The 16,703-nt window shown below is 71.4% G+C and carries 13 protein-coding genes; 9 read left to right on the forward strand and 4 right to left on the reverse strand.

The features are described 5' to 3' along the window. Positions 1-8 precede the first annotated feature (8 nt). Positions 9-839, forward strand: coding sequence for a hypothetical protein (locus tag OZ403_RS02930; protein ID WP_140787027.1), 831 nt, complete (start codon positions 9-11; stop codon positions 837-839). Between the two features lie 30 nt (positions 840-869). Here OZ403_RS02930 and OZ403_RS02935 read toward each other — a convergent pair whose 3' ends face one another. Then, positions 870-1,055: a hypothetical protein gene (locus tag OZ403_RS02935; RefSeq protein ID WP_162521040.1), complete on the reverse strand. Its 186-nt coding sequence runs from the start codon at positions 1,053-1,055 to the stop codon at positions 870-872. A gap of 441 nt (positions 1,056-1,496) precedes the next feature. Between OZ403_RS02935 and OZ403_RS02940 the strand changes: the two genes are divergently transcribed. After that, positions 1,497-1,904, forward strand: a complete 408-nt coding sequence (locus OZ403_RS02940) for an arsenate-mycothiol transferase ArsC (RefSeq protein WP_140787028.1) — start codon at positions 1,497-1,499, stop codon at positions 1,902-1,904. 19 nt (positions 1,905-1,923) lie between these two features. Here the strand turns inward: OZ403_RS02940 and OZ403_RS02945 are convergent, their stop codons facing one another. The 3 genes from OZ403_RS02945 to OZ403_RS02955 all read right to left on the reverse strand — a co-directional run bounded on the left by OZ403_RS02945 (position 1,924) and on the right by OZ403_RS02955 (position 4,634). Continuing rightward, the gene (locus OZ403_RS02945) at positions 1,924-2,745 is read right to left on the reverse strand and encodes a TonB family protein (RefSeq protein ID WP_268783425.1); all 822 of its coding nucleotides are present in this window, start codon (positions 2,743-2,745) and stop codon (positions 1,924-1,926) included. 132 nt (positions 2,746-2,877) lie between these two features. Then, a complete protein-coding gene (locus OZ403_RS02950; RefSeq protein WP_140787031.1) occupies positions 2,878-3,492 on the reverse strand; it encodes a DUF938 domain-containing protein in 615 nt (204 codons plus the stop codon). Between the two features lie 77 nt (positions 3,493-3,569). Then, on the reverse strand, positions 3,570-4,634 hold the full coding sequence (locus OZ403_RS02955; RefSeq protein ID WP_140787033.1) for an ATPase, T2SS/T4P/T4SS family: 1,065 nt from the start codon (positions 4,632-4,634) through the stop codon (positions 3,570-3,572). A gap of 81 nt (positions 4,635-4,715) precedes the next feature. Here OZ403_RS02955 and OZ403_RS02960 point away from each other — a divergent pair, with 81 nt between their 5' ends. The 7 genes from OZ403_RS02960 (at position 4,716) to OZ403_RS02995 (ending at position 16,637) form a co-directional block, all read left to right on the forward strand. Next, positions 4,716-5,087 (forward strand): hypothetical protein, encoded by a 372-nt coding sequence (locus tag OZ403_RS02960; protein WP_237077994.1) that lies wholly within the window; start codon positions 4,716-4,718, stop codon positions 5,085-5,087. A gap of 393 nt (positions 5,088-5,480) precedes the next feature. Next, entirely contained in the window at positions 5,481-6,233 is a 753-nt protein-coding gene (infC, locus tag OZ403_RS02965) for a translation initiation factor IF-3 (protein WP_140787035.1), read from the forward strand. A gap of 243 nt (positions 6,234-6,476) precedes the next feature. Beyond that, on the forward strand, positions 6,477-7,373 hold the full coding sequence (locus tag OZ403_RS02970) for a DUF2135 domain-containing protein (protein WP_140787036.1): 897 nt from the start codon (positions 6,477-6,479) through the stop codon (positions 7,371-7,373). 29 nt (positions 7,374-7,402) lie between these two features. Then, the gene (locus OZ403_RS02980) at positions 7,403-8,143 is read left to right on the forward strand and encodes a DUF1175 family protein (RefSeq protein WP_140873128.1); all 741 of its coding nucleotides are present in this window, start codon (positions 7,403-7,405) and stop codon (positions 8,141-8,143) included. Further along, positions 8,140-9,708, forward strand: a complete 1,569-nt coding sequence (locus OZ403_RS02985; RefSeq protein WP_268783426.1) for a hypothetical protein — start codon at positions 8,140-8,142, stop codon at positions 9,706-9,708. The genes OZ403_RS02980 and OZ403_RS02985 overlap by 4 nt, the downstream gene beginning before the upstream one ends. After that, the gene (locus OZ403_RS02990; protein WP_140787041.1) at positions 9,705-14,423 is read left to right on the forward strand and encodes an MG2 domain-containing protein; all 4,719 of its coding nucleotides are present in this window, start codon (positions 9,705-9,707) and stop codon (positions 14,421-14,423) included. Before OZ403_RS02985 ends, OZ403_RS02990 begins: the two co-directional genes overlap by 4 nt. 3 nt (positions 14,424-14,426) lie before the next feature. Further along, complete coding sequence (locus OZ403_RS02995) at positions 14,427-16,637, forward strand: SpoIID/LytB domain-containing protein (protein WP_268783427.1); 2,211 nt, start codon at positions 14,427-14,429, stop codon at positions 16,635-16,637. Positions 16,638-16,703: the final 66 nt, after the last annotated feature.

Below are 16,703 nucleotides of genomic sequence, written 5' to 3' on the forward strand. Positions count from 1 at the left end.
AGGGTTTCATGAAGAAGGTCCTCATCGGACTGGGCATCGGCTGCGGTGTCTTCATCCTGGCGGGCATCGGCTTGATGCTGGCGGGTGGCATCTGGGCCAAGAACAAGTTTGGCGGCAGCATCGAAGCCATGCAGGCGATGCAGGCTCAGGAGCAGGAGCTGACACAGCTCAACGCCAGCAATCCATTCAAGGCGCCCCCGGAGGGGCAGGTATTGCCGTTGGACGAGCAGCGGCTGCTGGCCTACCTGACGGTGCGCGAGTCGGCGCTGCCGGCCTTCAAGGCCTTCGAGGTGAAGTCCAAGGAGTTCGAGGCCCAGCACGAGGGCGACGGTGACGAGAAGCCGGGCTTCAACGCGGCCGTGGACGCCGCGGGCCTGTTCATGGGGCTGATGGCGGACGTGCGCAAGGCGTACATCGCCGGCCTCAAGGCGCAGGGGATGTCGCCCGCCGAGTTCCAGAGCATCACCACCACTGTCTACGCCTCCATGGTGGCCGACAGCCTGGACCAGATTGGCGCCGCGGCGGAGCAGGGCCGGAAGATGATGGTGACGCAGCTGGCCGAGGTCGACAAGCGGCTGGCGGACGACTCGCTCGCCGACGAGGAGCGCGCGCAGCTGGAGGAGGCCCGGGCGCAGCTCCAGGAGACGCTGGACACGATTGAGGAGACCCACGCGAACGAGGAGCAGCCGCTGTCCGAGGAGTCCAAGAAGGCGGCCGCCGCCAACGTGGCGCTGCTGAAGAAGCACAAGGAGCGCGTGGAGCTGATGGCCAACGTGGCCTTCGACGGCTTCGTGTTGGGTGGTGCCGGCGCCGACGGTCAGGCCGCGGGCCTGGAGTAGCCGTTCCGCCGTGTCATGGGCGTTCCCGGCTCAGGCCTCCCGTTCCACGGGGGCGCCGGGCCGGGACGCCGCCGCCGCGCGTGCCTCCCACCGCCGCGCGCGCTGGCTGGCCCACGCCGCCCCCGTGATGAGCGTGACGATGATGAGCACGGACGTCATGGGCAGGACGTGGAGCCACGGCTCCAGCACCATCTTCAGCCCCGCGAAGGCCAGCACACCCGGCCAGGCCGTAGTGCAGGTAGCGCAGCGTCCCGACGGTGCCCGCCAGCACCAGGTAGAGCGCGCGCAGCCCCATGATGGCGAAGGCGTTGGAGTTGTAGAGGGGGCACGGAGTCCACCGCGAGCAACACCAGCACCACGGCCCAGAAGACAATCCACATCCATGGCGGCACGCTCTGCATGGCGGAGTCAACCGATGCATGCCTGCCTCCGCGCGGGCGTGCGCACCCTGGTTGCGCCCCGCGTTGCAGTTGCAGGCGTTTTTCACATGCGCAATGGATTGCGCCCGCCAAAGGTAGGCGCGTGTGGCCTTCCGTCCGCCCGGCCTCTCCCTTTGCGGCCAGCCGTCCGTGAGATATGCAAGCGATTGAATACAACGAAAGTCGCTTCGCGCGGGGAGGGGCGCGTGAACCTTTGAGGAATGGAGTTGGACGTCTGATGAACAAGGTCATCTTCGCCTGTGTACGCAACGCTGGCCGCTCGCTGATGGCGGAGGCGTTCTTCAATGTGATGGTAGACCCCCAGAAGGCGCGCGCCGTCTCCGCGGGGACGCAGCCTGGCGACAAGGTGCATCCCGAAGTGCTCGCGGCCATGCGGGACATCGGCATCGACCTGCACGACGTGAAGCCCCGCCTGCTCACGGACGACCTGGCCCAGGACGCGCAATGGCTCATCACCCTGGGATGTGGCGAGGCCTGTCCCCAGGTGCCGGGGCTCCAGCGCGAGGACTGGCCGCTGGAGGACCCCAAGGACAAGTCGGACGTCCTGGTCCACCGCATCCGCGACGAGCTGGCCGCCCGCGTGGCCGGATTGCTGGAGCGCGAAGGGTGGATGCGCGCCGGCTAGCGCGGCTTCGAACGCGCGCTCATTCCAGGTGGTAGTTGAAGGGCAGCTCGACGGTGACCCGGTCGCCGAGCGCTGGCGGAGGCGGAGGAAAGGGCGCGGCATGCCGCACCGCCTCCTGCGCGGCTTCGCACAGGAGGGGGTGGGGGCAGGGGCCCAGCACCCCCAGGGCCACCAGCTGGCCCTGCACGCCCACGGAGATGCGCAGCACCAAGGACCCTTCGATGCCCGCCATCCGCGCCTCGTGGGGGTAGGGAACGTCCTCGAAGCGGTCGCGGAACATCTGTTCGAAGTAGCGCCGGGCCGCGTCCTCGCGGTTGTCGGGGGCCGTGGCGGGCGGCGGCTCCACGAGCAACCCCGGGAGGCCTGGCCCCAGGGCGCGCTGGGTAATGCCCGCCACGGCGCGGCCCGCCAGGCTGTCACGGCCATGGGCTGGGATGCCGGCGGGGCGCCCGACGGACAGCGGCTCCGCGAGTTCGGAGGCGCGCGGTGCTGCGGCGGTGCGCGGCGGTAAGGGGGCGCGCAAGGGGCGAGGCCTGCGCGCGGTCCGGGGCCGAGGGGGCGCGGGGGCTGGCCCGGTGACGTCCCCCTCGGGAGCCGAAGGTGGCATGGCGGTCAGGCGGAGCACGAGGACTTCTCCCCGAGTGGTTTCGCCTTCGAGCCGTCGCGGTGTGCCGTGCCAGAAAGAGGCCGCGCCGATGAGCGCCGCGGCGTGCAGACCGATGACGGCCAGGACCAGCATCAGCGTGCGTTGACGGCTCCGGGCCCCTGTCTCGTGGTCACGGAAGGCCGAGGCGAACAACACGTCCTCCGGCGCGCGGGCCTTCGCTGGTGCGTCCGGCATGGTGTGCCCCCCTCTCCCGCCCACGTCTCGCCACGGGATGGGGGTAGTGGCGTGCGTGTCGGGCGTGAAGGGTTCCTGCGCTGCGGGCGTGTGCGGCGGTCCGCACTCAGCCAGCGCGGTGTCGGGCGGCCTTCAGTGCGGGGACACCGGAGGACGGGGTTTGCGGAACACCACGGTGAGGTTGTTGCTGGGCATGTCCACCACGCGCTCGCGCTCCAGGCCATGCAGGGCGGCCTCGGCGGTGACGGCTTCCAGCGACCTCACGCCCCACGCTGGATTCCTGGCGCGGAGGGAGGCGTCGAACTCCAGGTTGCTGGGAGCCGTCTCGCGGCCCTCGACGAAGTAGGGGCCATACAGGACGAGCAGCCCGCCGGGAGTCAGCACCCGGCCCGCGCCTCGCATCAATCCCTGGCAGGCCGCCCAGGGGGAGATGTGAATCATGTTCACGTTGAGGATGACGTCCACGGCCGTCTCCGGCCAGGACTCCGCGCTCGCGTCGAGCCGGCGTGGCGGCAGCAGGTTGGGCGGGCCTTCCTCGGTGCGCCACGCCTCGATGCTCTCCAGCGACTCCGCGTCCACGTCGGTGGGCTGCCAGACGAGGTGGGGGAGGGCTCGGGCGAACCAGGCCGCGTGTTGGCCGGTGCCGCTGGCCACCTCCAGCACCCTGCCGGAGGCGGGAAGGACTTCGCGGAGGACAGCGAGCAGGGGCTCGCGATTGCGTTCCGTGGCCGGGGCGTGACGCTTCATCCCCCGGGTTTCGCACATCCGCCGCGTTCCGTGCGAGCGCCGCTGGCCGCCTGCGTGGGCCAGCGGACGCATGGCGTTCAGTCGGGCCGCCAGCGCTCGATGCGCGCGGGGGTCGTTCCATCCTCCACCACGCGGTACAGCGCCACCATGCGTGCGCCGGACTGTGCGTCCACGGTGTGATGCACGAGGAGCGGCGACACGGGAACGCTGGGAATCGCGGCGCGCACCCGCTGGAGCGCGGCCTCGGGCGTCTGGGCCTCGAGCACGCCTGCCGTTCCGTGCCCTGTCAGCGACGCGTTGATGAGCATCTGCAGTTCCTCGTCCGTGCGGACCTCGTCCGCGAAGACCAGGTCCGGGTCCTGCCTCAGGAACGCGCGGAGTGTGCCAGGCATCGTCATCTCACCTCCGGGCTGGACGATGCTGAAGCGGAGGTCCGTGGCGCGGGGCGTCTCCAACGCGGCCAGTCCGCGCACACCGTCCGGGAGTGCCTCGATGGCCGCGTGGAGCGACGTCGTCCGCCCCGAGCCGCGCGCGCCGGTGAAGAGCACCAGCTGCCCCTGGAAGAGTGAGTCGAGCCGGAGGAAGCGCTCCGACAGGAAGTCGGCCTCCTCGGCGGACAGGGGCAGCGAGGCGAACGAGGGGAACGCGTCCCGTGTCCGTGGGTCCCGGGCCACGGAGATGACCCACGGGCCCAGCGCGCCCGGCTGGAAGACGACCCGGAACTCCACCTCCGGGCTGCTGGCGTCATAGGGGAATGGCACGCTGCCCCGGTCGGGCCGCCGGGCATCGGCGCCGCGTTTCGCGAGCGCCGCCATGGCCTCCGTGAGGGGCCCGTGGAGCGACAGGTCCAGGGCCTGCCGCACCACGCGCTTCTCCGCGCCGAGCAGCCCCGGTGGTGCCGACGTGTCGGGGATGTCATGGAAGAAGAGGCTGATGCCCGCGGCGTCCTGCCCGTCTTCGAGCGTGTCCGCCCACACCGAGAAGTGCGCGGCCCGCGTCTGCCCGGCGATGGCGTAGAGCGCCCGCGCGGCTTCATCGAAAGTTCGCGCTGCGGGCGGCGTGGCCACGGAGCGGTCCTCCCGGGCCAGCGTTTCGAGCAGTCCTGCAATCACGGCGGAGATGGGCGAAGGGGGCGGACTCATGGTGTAACTCCGATGCGGAGACGGCCGACTCTCTCACGGGAGACACCCGCCGAAGCGCACCTCCTCTCAGGCGCACCACCCATGCACCGACGTGTCGTGGTCCTCGCCTTCCTCGCTCTCGTTGCCACGGCGTGTTCGGATGCCTCGGAAGCCGGGCCGGCGGACAGCGGCACCGTGCTTCCGGACGGCGGCGGCGACGCGGGCACGCCCACCCGGGCGCTGGAGCTGTGGACGGCCCGGGCCACCCTGGCTCCCGGGATGCCCCCGGTCACCTACGCGGCCGGCCGCCTGGTGATGTATGACGGGCAGCTCTACCGGGCCCGTTCCGCCAGCACGGAGCAGGTGCCTCCGGAGCATCCGGCCGTCTGGGAGCGGCTGCCCCCGCCGGTGGACGACCTGCGCACCGCCCCGGGGAGCGAGTGGGCAGAGCGGGGCGTGGGCCTCCTGCCGTGACTCCGGGTCCGGGTCCGGGCTGGAAGGAACGTTCCGTCCACGCCCGTCTGTTTCCCACCCGGCAATTTCCGGCCCCCCGGGTCGAGTTGGAGTGTCGCCCCCAGATGGCCCTTGGGGGGGTACATTGGGGGCATGGTTCCACGGCAGGTGGACGGGCCGGGCGTTATCTCTGGCGTTACCGTCTCCCAAAGAGGAAAGTTCACCCAGGGCTCCCCTTCCTACCGGGCGAGCGGGCACTGGGATGCACTCCTGCGCCCGCGGGTTACACTGCCAGGCGTGGGTCCCAAGCAGGGCGGGGCGCTTCACATGTGTGTACGGTCCCTTGTTGTCGCGGACCTGCCTGCCACACCTTTAGGTGGGCAGGCCTGAAACCCAATTCGGAGGAGAGTCACCATCATTCGCGAACAGAGAAGCAGCCGCGGCGGGAGCCGCGACCAGAGAACCAATCGCCGTATCCGTGCCCGTGAGGTCCGCGTCGTCGGGTCTGACGGTAGCCAGCTCGGGGTCATGCCTCTCGAGGCGGCCCTGGATCGCGCCCGGACCGAGGGGCTGGACCTCGTTGAAATCAGCCCCATGGCCAGTCCTCCGGTCTGCAAGATCATGGACTACGGCAAGTTCAAGTACGAGGAGAAGAAGAAGGCCTCGGAAGCGAAGCGTGCCCAGGTCACGGTCCTGCTCAAGGAAGTGAAGCTCCGTCCGAAGACGGAAGAGCACGACTACGAGTTCAAGGTCCGCAATACCCGCCGGTTCATCGAGGACGGGAACAAGGCGAAGGTCGTCATCCAGTTCCGTGGGCGTGAAATCACGCACAAGGAGCAGGGCACGGCCATCCTCGACGACGTGGCCAAGGACCTGAAGGACGTGGCCGTCGTGGAGCAGATGCCCCGCATGGAAGGGCGTCTGATGTTCATGATCCTCGCGCCCACGCCGAAGGTGGCGCAGAAGGCCCGCGAGCTGGTTCGTCAGGCCGCCACCGCCGCCAAGCGGACCCCTCCTCCGGGAGCCCCTGCCGCGGGCAAGTCGGCTGGTGCCAGCAGTGGCGCTGGGGAGAAGTCCGAGGAGAAGGCCGAGGAGACGGCCGAGGAGACGAAGGAAGCGCAGGCCGCGCCGGCAGCAGCCGAGGCGCAGAGCCCGACGGCGTCCTGAGGGATTGCCGGCACGCGGTGGGTCTGGGTTCCCACCGCGTGCGGCGCCTCTCGAAAGTTGGGAAGGTGTGGCCGCCGCCACACGGGCAGGCAGCCAGGCGTGGCTCGCCGCCCACACGTCCGGCGCACGTTGCCAGGGAGAGGCCGCCCAGGAGGCTGGCAGGCGACTTGAAAAGGAGGGCACTGCTGCCGCAGTCTGTCCGCCCGCGAACGCTCGCGGACCTCCTTCTATCAAGGACGCGTGATGCTGCCTGTCCTCCTCGCCGTGCTGCTGGCGCAGACGCCCGCCTCCAATCCCCGTCAACAGGGCGTGCCCATTGGCAAGGGCAAGACGCTCCCGGTCGTCACCCTGACCGCGCCGTCGGGCGGTTGGACGGTGGACCGGATGATGCTCATCGAGGGCACCGTCAGCGACACCACCATTGACCCGGTGGTGGTGTCCATCAACGGCGACCGCTACCTGATGCGCACGTACCGCGGGCGCTTCAGCCGCAAGTTCCCCGCCGCCAGCGGGAAGAATGTCGTCACGGTGATGGCCACCAACCAGGCCGGCACCGCGCGCACCCAGGCCACCAGCTACGCGCAGATTCCGCCGGTGCCCTTCAAGGTGGTGCTCACCAGCGACACCGACGGCGTCTACACCGACCTGCACCTGTACGAGCCCACCGACGCCAGCGCCGCGGGTGACACCCTGGACGTGCAGAAGATGGCGCACGTGTACTGGGCCGACACCGCGAGCCCCTCCGGTGGCACCTTCTTCCTCAACTCGCAGGGCGGTGACTTCGACCAGCCCGCGTATGGCCCGTACCTCTACATCCACCGCGCGCCGCCCAAGGGCGTGTACCTGGTGGCCACCAACTACTGGCCCAGCGGTGACAAGGCCCACACCGTGGCCACGCTGAACCTGTCGCTCTTCGAGGGCACGCCGAACGAGATTCGCCGCATGGTGCGCATCCCCCTGGCCACGCCGGGTACCACCCGCGTGCTGGCCTGGGTGAACGTGCTCGGGGGCGGGCAGGCGGAGGTGTACGTGCCCTCGCAGGACCCGCGTCCGAAGCACGCCGCGTGGCCGAAGAATCTGGATGAGGCCCTCAAGGCGCTCCAGTCCAATGGGGATGGCGGCGGCGAAGGCGAGTACTGACGCCTCCGTCATTCAGGGCCTCCACGTCCATGCGCCGCGTCCTTCCCGTGCTCCTGCTGCTCCATGCATCCGCGCCTCTGGCGAACGGAACGGCTGGCGTGCGGCCTCATGTGTCGGCGCCGTCCGCGTCCGGCGCGGCCAGTGTGCGGACCCACGCGTCCTCGCCTGCGGCGCCGTCCCATGCTTCCGCGCCAGCGGCAGCGGACGCGAGGCCGCCCGACGCGGAGGCAGCCACGACGCCCGAGACGCGCGACATGCTGCTCCGTCGTCTGGTGGCGCGCGTGGCGCTGGCCCAGGTCCGCAAGCAGGACGCCGCGTGGCATCCGGACCAGCGTGACTGCGCGGGCCTCATCCGCTTCGCCTTCCGTTCCGCCTACAAGCAGGTGGCTCCGGACCGCCTGTCCACGCCGCTGTGGCGTGACGGCCGGGGCCACCCGTCGGACTTCGCGGACGCGGAGGTGCTGCTCCAGCACAGCTTCCAGCTCCTGGGCCGTGACGATGCCACCCGGGAGTCGCTGCGCACCGGCGACGTGCTCGCCTTCCGCCAGGAGCAGGACGCGGGCCCCATCTTCCATCTGATGCTGGTGGTGCGCCCGGAGGACCGGGCCCATGCGCCCGCGCGCGTCGTCTACCACCCGGGGGAGAAGGGCGCCGCGGTGCGCACCGGCGTCCTCCACCACCTGGCCACCGAGGCGCCGATGGAGTGGCGCCCGGTGCCGCAGAACGCTTCCTTCCTCGGCTTCTTCCGTTTCAAGGAGTGGATGTCATGACGTCTCCCAAGAGTGGCCCGCCCAAGGCGCTGCTCATCGGCGTGGTTACCGTCCTCGTGGGCGGCGCCGTGGCCGGAGCCTTCTTCCTGGGCCGGCGCAGCGGGCAGTCAGGCGACGGCGGTGGCACTGTCACGAACCTGCTCGGCGGCGAGCGCAAGGGCCCGCCCAGCGCGGGCGCCGGCGTGGAAGGCCTGCCCGCGCCCGCGATGACGGCGCTGGAGGTGCCCGGCACGGCCGCGCCTTCCGCCCTCTGGGTGGACGTGCACCACCCGGGCAAGGTGCGGGATGCGCTGGCGGCCAACGTGTGGCTGCGCGACCAGCTCCAGAAGCCGCTGGGCCAGGGCTTCATCGGTGCGTGGGCCGCCTTCTTCGGCTCCACCGGCGAGGACCTCCAGGCGGGCTTCAAGGGCGCGGTGCTGGACCTCTTCGCGGGGCAGCTGTTGGACGCCCCCTTCCGCGTGACGTGGTTCGCCGGTGACGCGCGCTCCAGCACGCCGGCCTTCATCCTTCCCAAGCCGGGCCGCGCCGCGACGTCCGCGTACGAGGCGCTGGACGGCGTGGCCAGCCGCGGCGGCATGACGGCGCCGCACTGCCCGGGCGGCGGCTCGGAAGGCACCTTCGAGCTGAAGCGCTGGCTGGTGGCGGAGCAGACGCTGTGGGCGGGCCGGCTCAAAGACAGGCTGGTGCTCGCGCGCCACCCGGTGGCGGTGCTCCACGGCCTGTGCGCGGAGCTGCCGGAGCTGAAGGCGAAGGACGGCGTGGACGTGGAGCTGGGTTACGACCCGGAGGCCTACGGCCGCGAGGTGCAGCTCTTGTCGAGCGTGGTGGGGCTGGCCCCGGGCACGCGGCTCCAGTTCGGCGTGGAGGCGGGACGGCTGGTGGGCCGGGGCATCGCGGGCGATCTGCTGGACGGCCCCGCGCGCCTGGACGCCGCGCCCCTGTCCGACGACCTGCTGAAGCTGGTGCCGGAGGACACGCCGGTGCTGCTGGCCTTCCAGCTCAAGCTGCCGGAGTCGTTGGACCCCGAGACACTCAAGGCGTACTGGGAGAAGGGCGGCGGCAAGGGCCCCACGCGCACGCGCCAGGTGGCGCTGGTGTGGACGCCGCGCGGTGATGCGAAGCTGCCCGTGGAGCTGGCCGTGCTGTGGGGCCGCACCGACGACGCAGCCGCGCTAGAGGGCCTGTTCTCCGGTGGCTACAACCGGTTGGTGCGCGGCACCCACTGCAACCACGTGGTGCTGGCGTCCAACGACGCGGAGCTGGAGCGCCTGCGCAAGGCGTGCGCGGGTCAGCAGCCCAACATGCTCAACGCCGCGGGCCCGGTGGTGGCGGGGCTGCGCGCGCCCACCTCGGTGGCTTTTGGGGTGAACACGGGCCGGCTGCTCAGCGGGCTCACCATGGATGGTTACCTGTCCGAGTTCCGGGTCAGCCGCAACGCGCCCATGCCGAGCGCGGCGCCCCCGGAAATCGAAGCGGCGCGGAGCGACCTGGAGTCGCTGCCGTACCTGGGCCTGCGCGGCACCGTGCAGGGCGATTCGCTGGTTCCTGGAGGTTTCGGGTCATGAAGTGCCTCATCCGACTGGCGGCTCTGTCCGCGCTCATGCTGTCCGGCGTGGCCCTGGCCAAGCCGCTCTACATCACCGTCCCGCGCTCCTATGGCACCCAGGAGCCGGTGGCGGTGGACGTCGCCTTCGAGGACAAGGGCCCCGTCGAGCTGCGCGTCCTCAAGCCGGAGAACCTGGACGCCTTCATCCGCGCCCAGGGAGATTTGCGTCGCGCGTACCAGACGCCGCCCACGCTGAAGAACCCGGGCCGCGCGCTCAGCCGGGGCTTCAACGCGGTGCGCACGCCGGGCATGTTCCTGCTCGACACGCTCAACCCCGCGTTCCGCGACGAGGTGGGAGAGGTGCTGCCCCGTTCGCCGCAAACGTCGGGCTCGGGCGAGCCGCTGGCCAAGGTGGCCGAGGGACCGGAGCGCCTGGTGGGCGTGCCGCCCGGCTTCACGGTGGCGCGCAGCCAGTGGCTGAACCTGGACCTGGGCGGCGCCGAGCGGGACTTCAACGTCCCCGGCTTCAACGCCAGTGGCCCCAGCGGCTTCCAGGAGCGCCGCGTCACGCTGGCGCCGCTGCCCGCGGGCACCTACGTGCTCCAGATGGTGCAGGGCCGCGTGGAGGGACAGGTGGTGCTGGTCGTCAGTGACTTGACGGTGCAGCTCAAGCAGACGGATGGCCAGGTGCTGGTGCGCGTGGCGGGCCGGGACCAGAAGCCGCGCGAGGGCGCCGAGGTGCAGGTGTACCTGCCCAAGGGCAAGGGCCCGGTGGGGAAGACGAACGCGAAGGGCGAGGTGACGCTGGAGGTGTCGGAGCCGCGCGTCATCGCCACGGCGACGGCGGGTGGGGACACGGCCATTGTCGACACGGACTTCTACTCCGCGCTGGCGGTGGCGCCGGACGTGTTCATCTACAGCGACCGGCCCATCTACAAGCCGGGCCACGAGGTGAAGTTCCGCGGCGTGGTGCGCCAGCCGGACACCTTCCTGGCGCGCCTCTTCACGCCGAAGAAGCGCCAGGTGCAGGTGAAGCTCGTCTCGCAGGAGGGCCGCGCCCTGACCACGCGCGCCTCGGTGGACGAGTTCGGCGCCTTCCACGGCACGCTGAAGGTGCCGGAGGACCTGGGCACCGGCGTGCTGCGCGTGGAGGCGGAGGTGGACGGCCACCCGCACCAGGGCGAGGCCCGCGTGCAGGACTACGTGAAGCCCACCTTCTATCTGGAGATGGAGCCCGCGTCGGAGACGGTGGTGCCCGGGCAGACGCTGCGCGCGAAGGTGCGCGCTCGCCGCTATGCCGGTGGGACGCCCGACGCCACGAAGTACGAGGTGTTCCTCTACCGCAGCCTGCTGGACGCGCCCGCCTGGGTGGATGACGCGGGCAAGGGCGGTCAGGGCAGCGACGTGACGTACGGCAGCGCCTCCAGCACGGAGGGCAAGCTGAGCGTGCCGGAGCGGCTGTACTCCTCCGTGGAGGCGCGCGGCGCCTATGACGACCCGTGGTCCAGCGCCAGCGGCTTCGACGCCAACGGCGAGGCTGAAATCGAGGTGGCCGTGCCGGCGCTGGCCGCTGGCGAGGAGCGGCTGCCGTACCGGTACTCGCTCACCGTGCGCGCGCGCGATGACCAGGAGACCTTCGCCAACGCCACGTCCGCCTTCTTCCTGTCGAAGGTGGAGGTGCTGGGCCTGGCGCGTTACTCCGACGCGGTGGTGGCCAAGAGCGGCGACGCGACGCTGGCGATTCGCGCCACCACGCTGTCGGGCAAGCCCTACGGCGTGACGCAGGGCGAGGTGGAGTTCGTGCGGCGCGCGGCGGATGGCTCGGAGAAGAGCCTGGGCAAGCGCTCCTTCTCCACGGCGGCGGATGGCACGCACCGTGAGAAGGTCCCCACCTCGGACGTGGGCACCGTGCTGGCGCGCGTGGTGGTGAAGGACAAGAACGGTGAGACGTGGCAGGGCGAGGAGTCCCTGCTCGTCATCGGCGGCGCGGACGAGCCGGTGGCGCGCGTGCCCAACCTGACGCTGGCCTCGCTGTCCGGGACGCTGGCGCCGGGAGACACCGCGAAGCTGGTGGCGCTGATGCCGGACAGCTGGGGCTCGGGCGGCCGTGACGCGGGCCCGGTGTGGGTGACGCTGTCGGGCGCCTCGCTCTACGACACGCAGGTAGTGGAGCTGACGGGCCGCACGCTGGTGCACAGCTTCAACGTGGAGAAGCGCTTCGGCAGCGCGGTGTACGCGTCCGTCGCGTACCCCACGGCCACGGGCCGCTGGGAGGAGCGCACGGTGGCCTTCCGGGTGATTCCGCGCGAGCGCACCCTCACGGTGGAGCTGCAGCCCCGGCGCGCGGAGGCCCCGCCGCTCACCGAGCAGAGCATCGACGTGCGCGTGGTGGACCACGAGGGCCGCGGCGTGGTGGCGCAGCTGTCCGTGGGCGTGGTGGACAAGGCCGTCTACGCCATCCAGAGCGAGTTCCGGCCCAAGGTGCTGGACTTCTTCTACCCGCCGGCGCGCAACAACGTGTCCAACTTCTTCTCCTCGGAGTTCCAGGGCTACGGCTACGGCGAGGCGCTGGCGCGGAAGATGGCGGGGCTGCCGGACCACGCCTTCGCCTCCATCAAGCCGCCCAGCCGCCAGACGAAGGACCTGGAGCGCGACACCGCGCACTGGGACCCGACGGTGGTGACGGACCGGGATGGCCGCGCCACGGTGCGCTTCACGCTGCCCTCCAACCAGACGCTGTGGGTGGTGACGGCGGTGGCGGCGGACACCTCCGGCCGCTTCGGCGAGGGCACCTCCGAGTTCGCCACGCGCGGCGGCCTCAACCTCTACGCCGCGCTGCCGCAGTTCCTCCGCGAAGGCGACGAGGCGCTCGCCTCCGTGCGCCTGTCGGCGGGAGAGAAGTCGCCGGCCAGCCAGCTGCTGGACGTGAAGCTGGCGTCGCTGGGCGCGCTGAAGGCGGACCAGTTCGAGCACAAGGTGGAGCTGGCGAAGGGCGGTGAGCAGGTGGTGCCGCTGACGCTGAAGGCCGCGTCCACGGGCGCCGCGCAGCTCACCGTGAATGTGGCGGGCGGCAAGGACCCGCTGAGGGACCTCAAGCGCTTCGACGTGGGCCCGGCGGCGGTGGAGGACGAGGTGAAGGTGAGCGCCTGGGGCGGCGGCGCGCTGGAGGTGCCCGCGCCTCAGGAAGCGACGCTGGCGCGCGTGGAGCTGGTGCTCCAGCCGTCCATCGTCGACGCGGCGCTGTCCAACGTGCGCGAGCTGCTCACGTATCCCTACGGATGCCTGGAGCAGCTGGTGTCCACCACCGTGCCCAACGTGGCGGTGTACCAGGTGCTGCAGAAGGCGGGCGCGCTGGCGAAGCTGGACACGGACACGCAGGCGCTGCTGGCGGAGGCGCGCAGCCGCTCCGTGCAGGGCACCGCGCGCATCCTCGACCTGTCGGTGAAGGGCGGCGGCTTCACCTGGTTTGGCGGCTATGAGACGCCGAGCCTGCCGCTGACGCTCATCGCGCTGGACGGCCTGGCCTACGCCGCCGAGGCGGGGCTGGTGGACCGCGCCGACCCGCGCCTGGTGGAGAGCGCCCGCTGGCTGGAGGCGCAGGAGGGCCTGCCGCCCGAGTACGACGCCACGCGCGCCTACGTGCTGGCGCGGCTGGAGGGCTCCAAGCAGGCCGCGCGCGTGCGGGCGCTGGTGCAGGGCGCGGAGGGCGGGGACCTGTACCCGCTGGCCCTGGCGGTGCTGGCCGCGGAGAAGGCCGGCGTCATCAAGGAGCCCGCGCTCCAGACTCAAATCAACGCGCTGGTCGCGCGCAGCGCGCAGGGCTACGCCACGCTGGCCGCCCTCACGCCGGGCCAGCCGCTGGAGCAGTCGGAGGCCTTCTTCCGCTTCCCGCTGCGGCGCGTGGGCATGACGGCCATCGCCGCGCACGCGGCCTCGTTCGGCACGCTGGACATCACCCGCGCGCGCCGCCGCATCCTGGAGCTGCTGTCCGAGCCTGACCTGTCCACCTTCGACCGGAGCACCGCGCTGCTGCACTCGCTGTGGCTGCTGGAGCGCGACGCGAAGGCGATGCAGGGCATGAAGGCGCCCGAGGTGAAGGGCGTGAAGACGCCGGTGAAGTTCGCCCCGCGCGGTCTGGGCCTGGTGGCGGTGCTGGCGCCGGGCACGCGCACCGTGGACGTGGGCGGCTTCGACGGCGTGGCCACGCTGCGCGCCACCACGCGCACCCCTCTGTCCGCCGTGCAGCCGAAGGCGGAGGGCATGTCCATCCAGCGCGCCTACTACGTGCTGCGCGAGGGCGGGAAGGTGCGGCTGGGCGCGGGCGACACCGTGTCCCAGGGCGAGGAGGTCTACGTGGAGCTGACGCTGGATGCGCGCGGCGACAACCGCGTGCGCTCGGCGTACTACGTGGTGGAGGACGCGGTGCCCGCCGGCTTCGTGCCGCTCCAGGAGGACAAGGCCTTCCGTGGGCCGCCGCACTCGCTGCCGCTGGTGCCCGAGGCGCTCAAGCGCCGCGTGCTCAACCCGGAGCGGGCGACGTTCTTCTTCGAGGAGCCGGCCTGGTGGAGCGACAGCCCGCGCACCGTGGGCTACGTGCTGCGCGCGCAGTTCGCTGGCACCTTCTCCGCGCCGCCCGCGCACATCGAGGACATGTACGCCGCCAGCATCCACGGGCGAACGGCCGCGGACTCGCTGAAGGTGGTGCCCTCCAAGAAGCGCTTGGGCGACCTGTAGTCCATGGGGTTGGCTGTCACGGTGGCCGTGCTGCTCGCGGCCACCCCCACCTTCGTCACTCGCGGCGACGTGACGCCCGAGGCAGGGCTGCGCCGCGAGGCCGAGGCCGCCTGGACGGCGCTGGAGGCGCGTTACGTCCAGGAGGCCAGAGGCGCGCCGGCGAAGCCCCCGGCCTCCATCGTCCTCCAGAAGGGCGCGGCGCTGACGCCCCAGCGCAACGGCCAGGGGCGCCCGGGGCTGGTGGAGCTTCGGCAGAACAGGCCGGGCGTGCTGGATGAGCGGCTGCGGCTGGCGCTCCGGCACGAGCTGGCACACCAGCTCTTGTGGTGGGCGTGTCCCCAGTCCAGCGAGGACCGCCTCTTCCACGAAGCCTTCGCCGTCGCGGTGAGTGGCGAGCTGCCCTCGTGGAAGGAGGGGCCCTACCTGTCGTTGTCCCGCGCGGCGTCGGAGCTGGCCGCGGCGCCGGAGGTGGACACGCCCCGGGCCCGGCGCGCGCTGGCGCGGTTGCTGAACGAGTCCACGGGCTTTTCCCCGGCGCTGTCGCGCAGGCTTCGGCAGTGCCAGGACGGCGCGCGATGGGCGTCGCCGCTGTCCATCGACGAGCTGGCGGGCGTGGGCGTACGCGAGGCCCGGCCCGCGACGGTGGTGGTGAGCCGCCATTCGGGAGAGGTGTTGCTTTCGGAGGGCGACGTGCGGCGCGCGCTGCCGTACGGCTCGGTGCTCAAGCCCTTCCTGTACGTGGCGGGCGCGGAGCACCCGACGCTGCCGCCGCGCCCGGGCGTGCCGGAGTGGGCCTGCGGCGCGGGGTTGCCGGCGAAGGTGGACGCGCGCACCGCGCTGCTGCGTTCGTGCAACGGCTACTTCCTGGACTGGGAGGCGCGGGGCTCGGCGCCCCGGGCCTTCGGCGCGTGGGGACCGGTGCTGGCCGCGGTGGGACTGACGGGCCTGCCGGAGGATATGGCGGAGGCGACGGGGCTTCGCTCCACGCTGGCCGTGTCGCCCTGGGGCGTGGCGCAGGCGTACCGGCTGCTGGCGGAGGCCCGGCCGGATGTGGTGGCGCTGCTAGCGGACAATGCCGCGCGCGGCACGCTGGCGGAGTTGCCCGCGTCGAAGTCACTGGTGGGCGTGGCGACCAAGACGGGCACCGTGCGCGACGCGGCGAGCCGGCCCCAGTTCGGTTGGATTGCCGCCGTGGACCCGGATTTGGTGGCGGTGGTGGTGCGGCCCGGCGCGATGCCCCGCCAGTTCGCGGACGAAGTGCCCAAGGCGCTGGCGCGCGCGCGCAAGCAGGCTGGCCTGGAGGCCGCGCGCGTGCAGGTGCTGGGGCTGCTTCCACCGGGGGACGTGGAGGCGCGGTGCTCCGGTGCGGGCTTCGCACTGGTGGAGGGTGTGCCGCGCGCGGGCGCGGAGACCTGGGCACCACTGGCATCCCTCACCCAGCGTGGCGCGGCCGTGTGTCTGGGCGCGCCCTGGCGCGTGCGCTTTCCCGGTGGCCCGGAAGAGGGCCGTGACTACGCGGGCGTCTTCATCACCTCCGAGCCTCCGCCGTACCGGCCGCCGCCGGGCGTTCCCACCACCCCCAGCGCCATGAAGGCGCGGCGCGGCTCCGACTTCGTCTTCCGCACCACGCGTCTGCAATACGCGGCGGGCGTGGTGTCCGCCGAGGACGTGACGCTGACGGGCGAGGCTCGCGTGGCGCTGGCGCGGGTGGTGGCCCACAACGAGCAACATGGCCACAGCCGTCACCCGGGGCGCCCCGTCTGTGACACCACGCACTGTCAGGCCTTCCGCGGCACCGTGCGCGTGCGGTCCGAGGATGCGAAGGCCCTGGGACTGGCGCCGCTGAAGTGGCGCAAGTGGCTGACCTTCTCCCAGGGCGGGGAGGAGCCCTGGCGGCAGGCGCGGCCCCGCGCGGAGGTGGAGCGCCTGTTGGGGCGCGGGCTGGTGTCGCTGCGCTTCGAGGCGGGGCGGGTGCACTACCTGCGCGCGGAGACGGACGGCGACGCGACGTTCGACACCGCGAGCTCGGTGCCGTGTGACTTGCTGCGCTCCGGTTTGAAGCTGCCGTCGTGCCCGCGCACCGCGTCATTCAATGGCGAATCACTGATGTTCGAGGGCCGTGGCCGAGGCCATGGCGAGGGTTTGGATGTCGAAGCCGCCAAGGCCGCGGGTTCGCGCAGCGACGCGATACTCGAGGATGCATACGGTCAGTGAAGATAGACAAGAAAATTTCGATGTGTCTGTCTGGTTAATCTGCTTAAATTTGAATTACATGAAATC

It is taken from the genome of Myxococcus sp. NMCA1, assembly GCF_026810205.1.
Taxonomy (GTDB): Bacteria; Myxococcota; Myxococcia; order Myxococcales; family Myxococcaceae; genus Myxococcus; species Myxococcus xanthus_A.

Bases quoted from the DNA above. Each gene is read 5' to 3' on its own strand.
- OZ403_RS02930 (WP_140787027.1), top strand. From the start codon at position 9: ATGAAGAAGGTCCTCATCGGACTGGGCATCGGCTGCGGTGTCTTCATC.
- OZ403_RS02940 (WP_140787028.1), top strand. From the start codon at position 1,497: ATGAACAAGGTCATCTTCGCCTGTGTACGCAACGCTGGCCGCTCGCTG.
- OZ403_RS02945 (WP_268783425.1), bottom strand. From the start codon at position 2,745: ATGCCGGACGCACCAGCGAAGGCCCGCGCGCCGGAGGACGTGTTGTTC.
- OZ403_RS02950 (WP_140787031.1), bottom strand. From the start codon at position 3,492: ATGAAGCGTCACGCCCCGGCCACGGAACGCAATCGCGAGCCCCTGCTC.
- OZ403_RS02955 (WP_140787033.1), bottom strand. From the start codon at position 4,634: ATGAGTCCGCCCCCTTCGCCCATCTCCGCCGTGATTGCAGGACTGCTC.
- OZ403_RS02960 (WP_237077994.1), top strand. From the start codon at position 4,716: ATGCACCGACGTGTCGTGGTCCTCGCCTTCCTCGCTCTCGTTGCCACG.
- OZ403_RS02970 (WP_140787036.1), top strand. From the start codon at position 6,477: ATGCTGCCTGTCCTCCTCGCCGTGCTGCTGGCGCAGACGCCCGCCTCC.
- OZ403_RS02980 (WP_140873128.1), top strand. From the start codon at position 7,403: ATGCGCCGCGTCCTTCCCGTGCTCCTGCTGCTCCATGCATCCGCGCCT.
- OZ403_RS02985 (WP_268783426.1), top strand. From the start codon at position 8,140: ATGACGTCTCCCAAGAGTGGCCCGCCCAAGGCGCTGCTCATCGGCGTG.
- OZ403_RS02990 (WP_140787041.1), top strand. From the start codon at position 9,705: ATGAAGTGCCTCATCCGACTGGCGGCTCTGTCCGCGCTCATGCTGTCC.
- OZ403_RS02995 (WP_268783427.1), top strand. From the start codon at position 14,427: ATGGGGTTGGCTGTCACGGTGGCCGTGCTGCTCGCGGCCACCCCCACC.